Origin of the sequence: Streptomyces sp. NPDC048734 (assembly GCF_043198675.1) — a bacterium.
In the GTDB taxonomy this organism is placed as follows: domain Bacteria; phylum Actinomycetota; class Actinomycetes; order Streptomycetales; family Streptomycetaceae; genus Streptomyces.
This window is the reverse complement of the sequence record NZ_JBICUZ010000019.1, coordinates 16,432-28,994: the sequence shown is the minus strand read 5'-3', so window position 1 is coordinate 28,994 and position 12,563 is coordinate 16,432. Positions and strand designations below refer to the sequence as shown.

The following is a 12,563-nucleotide window of genomic DNA, read 5'->3' as shown; positions in this document are numbered from 1 at the left end:
GTTCTGCCCAGCGTGTGCCTCGCACTCACGTTTCCCCGGAGCGTGCCCCGTCGTTGTCCAGCGCGTGAGGCACGTAACTGGGCGCGCACGGCGCGCGGGGGTCGCACTGACCGCCGTACTGACATGGGCAGGACTGCTGGCGGGAGCCGCCGGATGCAGCGGGGACGGCAGAAGCGGGCTCGACCGCGTGCTGGGCAGACCCCCGGCGTCCGAGGACGTCATCCGGGTCACCCCGCTGGACGGCACCAGGGAGGTGCGCCCCGGCCAGGCGCTGCGGGTCCGGGTGCCCGACGGGCGGCTGGAGTCGGTGAAGGTGCTCAAGTCGCAGGACGCGCAGGAGACCGAGGTGCCGGGCCGGATCTCCGCGGACGGCCGCAGCTGGCGCCCGGTGGACGACCGGCTCGCGCTCGCCGCCCGCTACACGGTCGACGCGGTCGCCGTGGACGGCGACGGGCACCGATCGGCCCGGCACACCACGTTCACGACGCACGTCCCCGAGGAGCGGTTCATCGGGTACGTCACGCCGGAGAACCGCTCGACGGTCGGCACCGGGATGATCGTGTCCCTGGAGTTCAACCGGGAGATCGAGGACCGTGCCGCCGTCGAGCGCGCCGTCCGCGTGAGCGCCGAGCCGGCCGTCGAGGTCCGGCCGCACTGGTTCGGCACCTCCCGGCTCGACTTCCGCCCCCAGCACTACTGGAAGCCCGGCACCCGCGTCACCGTCTCCCTGCGCCTGCGTGACGTCGAGGGGGCTCCCGGCGTCTACGGGCTCCAGCACCGGACGTTCTCCTTCAGCGTCGGCCGCCACCAGGTCTCCCTCGTCGACGCCGCCGCCCACACCATGCAGGTGCGGCGTGAGGGCGAGCTGCTCGCCACCGTGCCCATCACCGCCGGGGCCCCGAAGACGACGACGTACAACGGCAAGATGGTGGTCACGGAGATGCTGGAGCTGACCCGGATGAACGGCGCCACCGTCGGCTTCAGGAAGAAGAACGGCAAGAGCGAGTACGACATCCCGGACGTGCCGCACGCGATGCGGCTCACCGAGTCGGGCACCTTCCTGCACGGCAACTACTGGGCGGCACCGGAGTCCTTCGGGCGGGTCAACCTCAGTCACGGGTGCGTGGGCCTCAGGGACGTGAAGGGCGGCGGCGCGGACACCCCCGCGGGCTGGTTCTTCGACCGCAGTCTCGTCGGGGACGTCGTCGAGGTGGTCCGCAGCAAGGACAGGACGGTCGCACCGGACAACGGGCTCGGCGGCTGGAACATGAACTGGAGGGAGTGGAGCGCCGGCAGTGCGGTGAACTGACGTCCGGGCGTCACTTCCCTCCCCCCTCCCCTCCCCTGGTCCAAGTTGGGACGGAACGGTGACATTCCGGGGTCACCGGGGCCGCTGACCATGTGGTTAATATGCGCGCAGCGCAGGGGACGTGCCTGCGTGCGGGCCCGACCGGCCCGGGGGAGGGGAGAACGGACTTGAACGTGCGACCGATATCGGGGGCATCGGTTGGTGGACGCCGGCGCGGCCGCGACAGGCGGCTGGCGCTGCTCGTCGGAGGACTGCTGCTGACCGTCACGGCCTGCGGGGGCGGGGCTTCCGGGGCGGAGAGGACAAAGGACGGCAAGGGTTCGGGCGACGCGACCGCGGCGGCGAGCGGGCAGTCGGAGGCGGTCGTCTCGATCGCCCCGAAGGACGGTGCGAAGTCCGTCGACACCAGCGGCGCCCTGAAGGTGACGGCCGCCAAGGGCAAGCTGACCGAGGTCGTCGTCAAGGACGCCGAGGGCGCGAAGGTCGACGGCGAGATCTCCGCGGACGGCGCCGGCTGGACGCCGAGCACCCATCTGGCCGCCGCCACCAAGTACCAGGTGCACGCGGTCGCCAAGGACGCCGAGGGCCGTACGGCCGCCGAGGACGCGTCCTTCACCACGCTGACGCCCGAGAACACCTTCGTCGGCACCTTCACGCCCGAGGACGGCTCCACCGTCGGCGTCGGCATGCCGTTCTCGGTCCGCTTCACGCGGGGCATCACCGCGCCGGACGACGTCGAGAAGGCCATCAGGATCAAGACGGTTCCGGCCGTCGACGTGCGGGGTCACTGGTTCGGCAACGACCGCCTCGACTTCCGGCCCGAGAAGTACTGGAAGGCCGGCACCAAGGTGACGGTCGAGCTGAACCTCGACGGCGTCGAGGGCCGCAAGGGTGTCTACGGCAAGCAGTCCAAGACGGTCTCCTTCACCATCGGCCGCGACCAGGTGTCCGTCGTGGACGCCAAGAAGCACACGATGAAGGTCATGCGGGAGGGCAAGGTCGTCAAGACCATCCCGGTCACCACCGGCAAGGCCGGCTACGCCACCTGGAACGGCCAGATGGTCATCAGTGAGAAGTTCACGGTGACCCGCATGAACGGCGACACGGTCGGCTACGACGGCGAGTACGACATCAAGGACGTCCCGCACGCCATGCGGCTGACCGACTCCGGCACCTTCGTGCACGGCAACTACTGGGGCGGCGACGCCTTCGGCAACTACAACGCCAGCCACGGCTGCATCGGCCTGCGGGACGTGCGCGGCGGCTACGACAGCGGCGCGCCGGCCGCCTGGTTCTTCAACCACTCGATGACCGGCGACGTGGTGGTCGTGAAGAACTCCACCGACCCGGTGGTCTCCCCGTCCAACGGCCTCAACGGCTGGAACATCCCGTGGGCGGAGTGGACGAAGTAGCTCCTCCGCGGTTCTCCTGCGGCGGCGGGCCCGGTGTCGTGACCCACGGCACCGGGCCCGCCGCCGTCGGTGCCCGTGCCGCCCCACCCGGGGGACGACCCCCGCCCCCCCGGCCGCACACATGTGACCCACCGCACCGGGCCCCCGGCCGTTAGTGCCCGTTAACCTGCTGGGCATGACCGTGAATCTCGAAGTCGCCGAGGGCGTCGGCACGCTGCGCCTGGACCGCCCGCCCATGAACGCGCTGAACGTCGCCACGCAGGACCGGCTGAAGGAACTCGCCGAGGAGGCGGGCCGCCGTGACGACGTGCGGGCCGTCGTCGTGTACGGCGGCGAGAAGGTGTTCGCGGCGGGCGCGGACATCAAGGAGATGCAGCTCATGGACCACACGGCCATGGTCCTGCGCGCCCGCGCCCTCCAGGACGCCTTCACGGCGGTGGCCCGCATCCCCAAGCCGGTGGTCGCGGCCGTGACCGGATACGCGCTGGGCGGCGGCTGCGAACTGGCGCTGTGCGCGGACTTCCGGATCGCCGCGGACAACGCGAAGCTGGGCCAGCCGGAGATCCTGCTCGGTCTGATCCCGGGCGCGGGGGGCACCCAGCGGCTGTCCCGGCTGATCGGCCCGTCCAAGGCGAAGGACCTGATCTTCACCGGCCGCACGGTGAAGGCGGACGAGGCGCTGACGCTGGGGCTGGTGGACCGGGTGGTCCCGGCCGACGAGGTGTACGCGCAGGCGCACGCGTGGGCGGCGAAGCTGGCGCAGGGGCCGGCGCTCGCGCTGCGCGCGGCCAAGGAGTCGATCGACACCGGTCTGGAGACGGACATCGAGACGGGTCTCGCGGTGGAGCGGAACTGGTTCGCGGGCCTGTTCGCCACCCCGGACCGGGAGATCGGCATGCGCAGCTTCGTGGAGGAGGGGCCGGGCAAGGCGAAGTTCCTGTGAGGCCGTTCCGTCGGCCTCCGGGACGAGGCTGATGTGAGACTCGTCTCGCCGAAGCCCCGCGAAAACCCTTGCAATTGACGGGGTGTCTCATCCGGGGCGCGGACGGGTCCCCGCCCCGGGGCCCGACCGGGCTCTCCGCGGGTCCCTCGATGGGGCGCTCCGCCGCAGCCGTGAGGTGACCTCGGGGTCGCCTCGTCGAGGAAGCCCGCCGATCACCTCCCGACGAGGCGTCTTCGCAGGTCAGAAGGGGCGTGCCCCTCACCCGAGCGCCTCCGGAGCACGCCGGCCGATTCGGGCGGAATGGGGGCTTCCGGGGGGCGCATTCCCCCGGAACGGCCCCGCGCGAGGTCCCGGGCCGCCATGATGGGGGGCATGGCGGGGCTGGAGGGTATCGAACAGCCGCGGGGGCACGGGCGTGTGGCCGCGGCACGCTGGTCGCCTGCGGTCGAGGACGAACAGGGGCTCAAGGCACTGGAGTTGTTCGGTGACCCCACGGACGCGGAGGTCCAGCTGCCGTCCCGCCCCGAATCCGCCGCCACGGCCCGGCGCCTCACCCAGGTCATCGTCCTCCGTCGCTGGCAGCTCACCCCCAAGATGACCGAGGACGCCGTCCTGCTCGTCTCGGAACTCGTCGGCAACGCCGTACGCCACACCGGTGCCCGTGTCTTCGGGCTGCGCCTGCGCAGGCGGCGGGGCTGGATCCGCGTCGAGGTCCGGGATCCCTCACGGGGGCTGCCCTGTCTGATGCCGGTCCAGGAGCTGGACGTCAGCGGCCGGGGGCTGTTCCTCGTCGACAAGCTGTCCGACCGCTGGGGCGTCGACCTGCTGCCGCGCGGCAAGACGACCTGGTTCGAGATGCGCGTCGCCGACCGCTGACCGGCCGGGCCCTCCCTTTCGCTCCCTCTCCGTCGGCAGCTCTCCGTCGACAGCTCCCCGTAGGCCGCTCCCCGTAGGCCGCTCCGGGGCTGCCCCTCGTGGTCGGCCGCTGCAGGCCGGCCTTCCCGGTCGGCCTTGCGGGCCCGCCGCTGTCGGCCGGGACTGGTCCCTGACGACCGGTCCCGGTCGGCTGGTCCCGGTCAGCAGGTCCCGGTCAGCAGGTCCCGGTCGGCAGGTCCCGGTCGGCCCGAGACAGGCTCGGAACCGCATCGGCCGATCGGGTGACACCCGCCTGCCGCCGGACCCCCACCCGACCCGCTCGAGGGCCCGAACGCGCAGGTCGTAGGTCCGAGGGCCGAGCCCGGACCGGCCGAAACTCGATGGGCGTCGTCAGTGGCGATCCGTAGGCTCGTTCCTGATGCCCAGGACACCTGCACCCACCAAGGACCGTTCCGCCGTACGGACGTTGCTGCGCCTGTGGCCGTACGTGCGGCCCGTTCGGGCGCGGTTGTTCACCGCCGCGGCCATCGCGGTCATCGCCTCCTGCACGGGGCTGGTGATCCCGCTCGTCCTCAAGTGGCTGGTGGACGGGCCGGTCACGGACCGGGACCCGGCGGGCGTCTGGCTGGGCGCGCTGTACCTGCTGCTGCTCGGGGTCGCGGAGGCGCTCCTGTTCGGGCTGCGGCGCTGGCTGGTGGCACGGCCGCTGTCGCACGTCGAGGCGGAGATGCGGGCCGACCTGTACCGGCACCTCCAGCGGCTGCCGGTGGCCTTCCACGACCGGTGGGCGTCGGGACAGCTGCTGTCCCGGGGCACCACCGACCTGATGCTGCTGCGCATGTTCCTCGCCTTCCCGCTGACGTTCCTCCTGGTCAACGGGGTGACGATCCTCGTCGGCGTGACCATCATGCTGCTTCAGGACTGGACGCTCGGGCTGGTCATCCTCGGGCCCGCGATCCCCGTGATCGTCATGTGCGTGGTCTTCGAGAACCGGTACGCGCGCGTGGCGCGACGCGCCCAGGACCAGGTCGGCGACCTGACGACGGTCGTCGAGGAGAGCGTCCTCGGCATCCGGGTCATCAAGGGCTTCGGCCGGCACCGCAGCCAGGCGCGGGCCTTCCGCGAGCTGTCGTCGACACTGCGCGGGACGGAACTGCACAAGGCGAGGCTGCTGGCGACGATCTGGGCGGTCATCGTGACCCTGCCCGAGCTGGCGATCGGCGCGGCACTGGTGCTGGGGACGGTGCAGGTCGCGGACGGCGAACTGTCCGCGGGCACGCTGGTCGCCTTCCTCTCCACGGCCCTCGCCCTGCGCTGGCCGGTGGACTCCATCGGCTTCCTGCTGGCGATGAGCCAGGAGGCGGCGACGGCCACGGAACGGTACTTCGAGGTGATGGACGCGGAGCCGGAGGACGACGGGGTCCCGGGCGGGCGGACATCAACCCCTGCCCCTGCCCCTGCCCCTGCCCCTGCCCCTGCCCCTGCCCCTGCCCCTGCCAAGGAACGCCCGGCCGCGGCGTCCCCCGTCACGGAGGACCCGGCTTCGGCTTCGGTTTCGGTTTCGGCAACCCCCGACGGGTACGCGCCGCTCCCCGAAGGGGGCCTGCGGTTCCACGGGGTCACCTTCCGCTACCCCGACGCCGAGCCCGGCTCCCCGCCCGTCCTCGACCGGATCGACCTGCACATCCGGCCCGGCGAGTCCATGGCACTGGTGGGCGCCACCGGCAGCGGGAAGACCACGCTCACCGCGCTCGTGCCGCGGCTGCACGAGGTGACCTCCGGGTGGATCACGCTCGACGGGGAGGACATCACCGCGATGTCCCGCGAGGAGCTGCGCGCGAAGGTGGCCGTCGCCTTCGAGGAGCCGACGCTGTTCTCCGCGAGCGTCGGGGAGAACGTGCTGATGGGCGCCGGCGGCAGCGCGGACGACGGCGACCTGGAGCGGGCGCTGGCCGTCGCCCAGGCCGAGTTCGTGCACGCGCTGCCGCGGGGCACCCGCACCCAGGTCGGCGAGCAGGGGCTGAGCCTGTCCGGCGGGCAGCGGCAGCGCCTCGCGCTGGCGCGGGCGGTCGTGGGCCGTCCCCGGTTCCTCGTGCTCGACGACCCGCTGTCCGCGCTGGACGTCCACACGGAGGCCGCCGTGGAGGCCGCCCTGCGCCGCGTCCTCGCCGACACGACCGCGCTGATCGTCGCGCACCGGCCGTCCACCGTGCTGCTCGCCGACCGGGTCGCCCTGCTGTCGGGCGGCCGGATCACCGCCGTGGGCACCCACCACGAACTGCTCCGCACCCACGCCGAGTACGCCCATCTGATGTCCGGGGACCAGGAGGCCGACCGCCGATGACCGCGCCCACGACCGCCTCCCCCACCGCCGCCGACGAGCGGGACCCGACGGCCGTCCAGGAGGACGCCGACGCCTTCGACCGGGACGTCCTGCCCACCCCGCCGGGCGCCACCGGCACCCTGCTGCGCTCGCTGCTCGCCCCGATGAGGGCGCGCGTCGCCCTCACCACGTTCCTGCTGCTGCTCCAGCAGGCGGCCGTGCAGGCGGGTCCGCTGCTGGTGGCGTACGCCATCGACCGTGCCGTGCCGGCGTTCCGGGAGGACGACCTGGGGCCGCTGGTCGCGGTGGGCGTCGGCTACCTGGGGTGCGCGCTGGCCGGCGGCGGGCTCCAGTACGCGTTCCTGATCGCCTCCGCCCGCGTCAACCAGGACGTGCTGCTGGATCTGCGCGGCCGGATCTTCCGGCACGCGCAGGCGCTGAGCGTCGACTTCCACGAGCGCTACACCTCGGGCCGGCTCATCTCCCGTTCCACCACCGACGTGGAGTCGCTGCGCGAACTGCTCAGCGAGGGCCTCCAGGAGCTGGTGACGGTCGTCCTGTCCTTCCTCTACATCTCGGCGATGCTGCTCTGGCTGGACCTGGGCCTCGGTGCGGTGGCTGTGGCGTCGTTCGGGCCGCTGTACCTCCTCGTCCGGGTCTACCAGCGGCGCGCGGGCCGGGTGTTCACCGCCCGGTCCTCGGCCATCGCGGCCGTGATCGTGAAGTTCGTGGAGACGGTGAACGGCATCCGGCCGGTGCGCGCGTTCCGCCGCGAGGCCGTCAACGAGGCCGACTTCCGGGTCCTGAACCAGCGGCACGAGCGGACCAACGGCGACGCCCTGCTGGAGATGGCCCGCTACGTCACCGGTTCCCGGCTGGTAGCCAACACCGCCGTCGCGCTGATCGTGCTGTGGGGCGCCCAGCGGGTGGCGGACGGTTCACTGGCGCTGGGCGTGCTGGCCGCGGCGGTGCTGTACCTGCGGCGGCTGTACGACCCGATCGACCGGCTCGGCATGTTCCTCAACTCCTACCAGTCGGCGGCCGCCTCCCTGGAGAAGATCGCGGGGCTGCTGGCCCAGGAGCCGTCCGTGCCCGAGCCGGCCGCGCCCCGGGAGCTGCCGGCCCGCCGGTCGGGCATGCCCGGCCGCGAGGTCGTCTTCGACGGCGTCGGCTTCGGCTACCGCACCGGTGGCGAGGTCCTCCCCCGCTTCGACCTCACCCTGCCCGCCGGACAGACCGTCGCGGTGGTCGGCTCGACCGGAGCCGGGAAGTCCACCCTCGCCAAGCTCCTCGCCCGCTTCTACGACCCGACGGCGGGCCGGGTGCTGCTCGACGGCGTCGATCTGCGCGAGCTGGCGACGGCCGAGCTGCGGCGCGGGGTGGTCATGGTGACGCAGGAGGCCTTCCTGTTCTCCGGGACGGTCGCCGACAACATCGCGCTCGGGCGGCCGGACGCGAGCCGGGAGGACATCGAGCGGGCGGCGGAGGCCATCGGCGCGCACGAGTTCATCAGCGCCCTGCCCGACGGCTACGACACGGACGTGCGCAGGCGCGGCGGTCGCATCTCCGCCGGTCAGCGCCAACTCGTCGCGTTCGCGAGGGCGTTGCTCGCGGACCCGGCGGTGCTGATCCTCGACGAGGCGACCAGTTCGCTCGACGTGCCCGGCGAGCGGGCCGTGCAGGCCGCGATGGCGACGGTCCTGAAGGGCCGTACGGCGGTGGTGATCGCGCACCGGCTGTCGACGGTGGAGATCGCCGACCGGGTGCTCGTCATGGAGCGCGGACGGATCGTCGAGGACGGCCCCCCGGACGGACTCGTCGCGGGCACCGGCCGGTTCGCGGACCTGCACCGCGCCTGGCGGGACAGCCTCGCGTGAGGGGCCGGCGCAGGGGACGGCGGCCGATCGACGCCTACGCCGACCCCGGCACGCCCGACTGCCGCGGCGGCTGGTCGTACCTGTGGTGGCTGACCTGCCGCCAGCCGGGGCGGGCGGTGGCGGGAGCGGTGCTGTCCAGCGTCTGGATGGTGCTGATGGCGGTCGCGCCGTACCTGATGGCGAGGGCGGTCGACGACGGTCTCGAGGGTGGTGACACGGCCGCGCTGGTGGGCTGGACGACCGCGTTGCTGCTGGTGGGGGCGTTCAACGCCTGGGTGAGCATCATGCGGCACCGCACCATGACCCGGGTGCGCATGGACGCCAACTTCCGCACGGTGAAGGTGGTCGTCGGGCACACGGTCCGGCTCGGCGCCGCGCTGCCGCGCCGGATCGGGGCCGGGGAGGTGGTCACGATCGGCGTCGGCGACGTGCAGACCATCGCCACGTCCCTGACCATGATCGGGCCGGGCGTCGGCTCGGTCGTCGTCTACGTCGTCGTCGCCGGGGTGCTGCTGTCGGTCTCGCCGCTGCTCGCGGCGGTCGTGCTGCTGGGGATGCCGGTGATCGCCGTGCTGGTCGGCCCGCTGATGAGCCGGCTCCAGGGCTCCGAGGGCGAGTACCGGGAGCGGCAGGGGGTGCTCACCGCGCGGATCGGCGACCTCGCGGGCGGGCTGCGGGTGCTCAACGGCCTCGGCGGCAAGGGCCTGATCGCGGACGCCTTCCACCGCGACTCGCAGCGGCTGCGCGCCCAGGGCTACCGGGTCGGCGCGGTCACCAGCTGGATGCAGGCCCTCGGTATGGGCCTGCCGACGGTGTTCCTCGCCGTGGTGACCTGGCTGGCGGCCCGGCTCGCGGCCCGGGGCGAGCTGACCATCGGCGAGCTGGTGGCGGTGTACGGCTACGTGGCCGTACTGGTCGGCCCGGTCGCGTTCATCGTGGACATGGGCTACCAGCTCAGCCGGGGCGTGGTCGCCGCCCGCCGGGTCGTACGGCTGCTGCGGCTGGAGCCGGACCCCGACGCGGGTACCGCCGACGCGCCCGCCGGGCCGGCGGTGCTGTACGACCCCGCCTCCGGTGTGCGGGTCGCGCCCGGTCTGCTGACGGCGCTGGCCGGTGCGCGGCCCGCCGACACGGCCGCCCTGATCGACCGGCTGGGCCGGTACGGGCCGACCGACGTCACCTGGGGCGGCGTACGTCTCGACGAGGTGGGACTGGCGCGGGTGAGGGAGCGGATCCTGGTCGCGGACAACGAGGCGGACCTGTTCCCCGGCAGCCTGCGCGAGCTGGTGGGCGGGCGGCGCGACGCGTCCGCCGCGGAGATCGGCCGGGCGCTGCGGGCGGCTGCCGCCGAGGACGTCGTGCAGGGCCTGCCGGACGGGCTCGACTCCCCCGTGGCGGCGCGGGGCCGCAGTCTGTCCGGTGGTCAGCGGCAGCGCGTGCGGCTGGTGCGGGCGCTGCTCGCCGACCCCGAGGTGCTGCTCGCCGTCGAGCCGACGTCGGCGCTCGACGCGCACACCGAGGCGGCGATCGCGCGGCGGCTGCGGGAGGCGCGCGCCGACCGGACGACCGTCGTGACGAGCACCTCCCCGCTGCTGCTCGACCATGCGGACCGGGTGCTGTACCTGGTCGACGGGAAACTCGCGGCGAGCGGCCGGCACCGGGTGCTGCTGGAGACGGAGCCGGGGTACCGGGCGCTGGTGGCGCGGGACGAGGAGGACGACGAGGAGGACGACGAGGAGAACGGGGAGGCCGCGCGGGACGCGGAGGACGCGGAGGACGCGCGGGACGCGCGGGACCCGCAGGACCCGCGAGCCGCGCAGGGCACGCGAGCCGCGCAGGGCACGCAGGACGCACGGGGTCCGCGGAGCAGCAGCGGGGCAGGGGACGGGACCGTAGAGGGGGCTGTGCGATGACGGCAGGTGGCTCGGGCGGGGCGGGCGGGAAGGTCTCGGCCGAGCCTGACGGGAAGGTCTCGGCCGGGTCGGACGCGAAGGTCTCGGCCGAGCCCGACGGGAAGGTCTCGGCCGGGGGCGGCGAGGGGGCGTCGGGGCGGCTTCCGGTGGCCTCGCCGGCCGAGGTGCGGCGGGCCACCGGCCGTCTCGTGCGGGCCGACGGGCGGGCCTTCGCCGCCGTCCTGGCGCTCAACGTGCTGGCCGCCGCGGCCGGTCTGGCCGGGCCCTGGCTGCTCGGCCGGATCATCGACGAGGTGCGCTCCGGCGGCGGCGTCGCGGGGGTGGACCGGCTGGCCGCGGCCATCCTGGGGTCCGCGCTGGCGCAGTTGCTGCTGGCCCGCTGGGCCCGGTACGCGGGGCACCGGTTCGGGGAGCGGACGCTGGCGCGGGTGCGGGAGGGCTTCGTCGAGCGGACGCTGGCGCTGCCCGCGTCCGTCGTGGAGCGGGCCGGCACCGGCGACCTCACCACCCGCGGCACCGCCGACGTGGCGGCCGTGGGCACGACGCTGCGGGACGCCGGTCCCGAGCTGCTGGTCTGCACCGTGCAGGCGTCGTTGCTGCTGGGCGCGGTGTTCGTGATCGACCCGCTGCTCGGCGCGGTCGGGGTGCTCGGGCTGGCGCCGATCTGGTGGGCACTGCACTGGTACCTGCGGCGGGCGCGCGCCGGGTACCTCGCCGAGGGCGCGGCCACCTCGGAGGTCGCCGACGTCCTCGCGGAGACCGCGGGCGGGGCCCGCACGGTGGAGGCGTTCCGGCTGCAGGAGCGGCGGACGGCGGCGAGCCGGGACGCGCTGGAGGTCTCGCGTCGTACGCGGTTCCACACGCTGTTCCTGCGGAGCGTGTTCTTCCCGGTGGTGGAGGTGTCGTACACGCTGCCCGTCGCGGGGGTCCTGCTGGTGGGCGGGACGCTGCACGCGCGGGGCGCGCTGAGCCTCGGGGCGGTGGTGGCGGCGGCCCTGTACCTGCGGCAGTTCACCGGGCCGCTCGACGAGATCCTGATGCGCGTCGAGCAACTCCAGAGCAGCGGGGCCTCGTTCGCGCGGGTGGAGGGGCTGGCGCGGGCCCCGCGGTCCGGGCCGGAGGGGGGCGCGCCGGTCCCGGCGGACGACCGGATCGACGTGACGGGCGTGCGGTACGCCTACGACCGCGGCGGCGAGGTGCTGCGCGGGGTGGACCTGACGGTGCGGCCCGGGGAGCGGCTCGCGGTGGTGGGCCCCTCGGGTGCGGGCAAGACGACGCTGAGCCGGCTGCTGGCGGGCGTGGACGCGCCGACGGCGGGTTCGGTCACGGTGGGCGGGGTGCCGGTCGCGGACCTGGCTCCGGAGGCGCTGCGCCGGCAGGTCGTCCTGGTGACCCAGGAGCACCACGTCTTCCTCGGCACGGTCCGCGAGAACCTCCTGATCGCCGAACCGGCCGCGACGGACGAGGAGTTGTGGGCGGCGCTGGCCGCGGTCGGTGCCGCCGGCTGGGTGCGGGAGCTGCCCGGCGGTCTCGACGCGGAGGTGGGCGCGGACCGGCGCCGCACCGACGGCTCGCAGGCGCAGCAGCTCGCCCTGGCACGGGTGGTCCTGGCGGACCCGCACACGCTGATCCTGGACGAGGCGACGGCCCTGCTGGACCCGACGACCGCCCGGCACACCGAGCGCGCCCTGGCCGCCGTACTGCGCGGGCGTACGGTCATCGCCATCGCCCACCGGCTGCACACCGCGCACGACGCGGACCGGGTCGCCGTGATGGAGGACGGCCGGCTGACCGAACTCGGCACGCACGACGAGCTGGTGCGGGCGGGCGGGGCGTACGCGGCGCTGTGGGGGACGTGGCACGGGGAGCGGCGGCACGCCTAGGACGCCGTCCGGCAGCGGGGCCCACGG

The 12,563-nt window shown here is 73.9% G+C and carries 8 protein-coding genes; all 8 read left to right on the top strand.

The annotated features are described in order from the left end of the window. Positions 1-64: 64 nt before the first annotated feature. The 8 genes from ACGFQC_RS32440 to ACGFQC_RS32405 all read left to right on the top strand — a co-directional run bounded on the left by ACGFQC_RS32440 (position 65) and on the right by ACGFQC_RS32405 (position 12,536). Positions 65-1,309 (top strand): Ig-like domain-containing protein, encoded by a 1,245-nt coding sequence (locus tag ACGFQC_RS32440; protein ID WP_363091811.1) that lies wholly within the window; start codon positions 65-67, stop codon positions 1,307-1,309. A gap of 167 nt (positions 1,310-1,476) precedes the next feature. Continuing rightward, positions 1,477-2,721, top strand: coding sequence for an Ig-like domain-containing protein (locus ACGFQC_RS32435; RefSeq protein WP_363091810.1), 1,245 nt, complete (start codon positions 1,477-1,479; stop codon positions 2,719-2,721). 175 nt (positions 2,722-2,896) lie between these two features. Next, entirely contained in the window at positions 2,897-3,664 is a 768-nt protein-coding gene (locus tag ACGFQC_RS32430; protein WP_363091809.1) for an enoyl-CoA hydratase-related protein, read from the top strand. Between the two features lie 372 nt (positions 3,665-4,036). After that, on the top strand, positions 4,037-4,540 hold the full coding sequence (locus ACGFQC_RS32425) for an ATP-binding protein (RefSeq protein ID WP_363091808.1): 504 nt from the start codon (positions 4,037-4,039) through the stop codon (positions 4,538-4,540). A gap of 418 nt (positions 4,541-4,958) precedes the next feature. After that, a complete protein-coding gene (locus tag ACGFQC_RS32420) occupies positions 4,959-6,884 on the top strand; it encodes an ABC transporter ATP-binding protein (protein ID WP_363091807.1) in 1,926 nt (641 codons plus the stop codon). Beyond that, a complete protein-coding gene (locus ACGFQC_RS32415) occupies positions 6,881-8,740 on the top strand; it encodes an ABC transporter ATP-binding protein (RefSeq protein WP_363091806.1) in 1,860 nt (619 codons plus the stop codon). The genes ACGFQC_RS32420 and ACGFQC_RS32415 overlap by 4 nt, the downstream gene beginning before the upstream one ends. Positions 8,741-8,886: 146 nt before the next feature. After that, complete coding sequence (locus ACGFQC_RS32410) at positions 8,887-10,653, top strand: ABC transporter ATP-binding protein (RefSeq protein ID WP_363091885.1); 1,767 nt, start codon at positions 8,887-8,889, stop codon at positions 10,651-10,653. Then, on the top strand, positions 10,650-12,536 hold the full coding sequence (locus ACGFQC_RS32405) for an ABC transporter ATP-binding protein (RefSeq protein ID WP_363091805.1): 1,887 nt from the start codon (positions 10,650-10,652) through the stop codon (positions 12,534-12,536). Before ACGFQC_RS32410 ends, ACGFQC_RS32405 begins: the two co-directional genes overlap by 4 nt. Positions 12,537-12,563: the final 27 nt, after the last annotated feature.

What these genes read in the sequence shown, in the direction of transcription:
- ACGFQC_RS32430 (WP_363091809.1), top strand. Translation starts at nt 2,897, where the DNA reads ATGACCGTGAATCTCGAAGTCGCCGAGGGCGTCGGCACGCTGCGCCTG.
- ACGFQC_RS32425 (WP_363091808.1), top strand. Translation starts at nt 4,037, where the DNA reads ATGGCGGGGCTGGAGGGTATCGAACAGCCGCGGGGGCACGGGCGTGTG.
- ACGFQC_RS32420 (WP_363091807.1), top strand. Translation starts at nt 4,959, where the DNA reads ATGCCCAGGACACCTGCACCCACCAAGGACCGTTCCGCCGTACGGACG.
- ACGFQC_RS32410 (WP_363091885.1), top strand. Translation starts at nt 8,887, where the DNA reads ATGGTGCTGATGGCGGTCGCGCCGTACCTGATGGCGAGGGCGGTCGAC.
- ACGFQC_RS32405 (WP_363091805.1), top strand. Translation starts at nt 10,650, where the DNA reads ATGACGGCAGGTGGCTCGGGCGGGGCGGGCGGGAAGGTCTCGGCCGAG.
- ACGFQC_RS32415 (WP_363091806.1), top strand. Translation starts at nt 6,881, where the DNA reads ATGACCGCGCCCACGACCGCCTCCCCCACCGCCGCCGACGAGCGGGAC.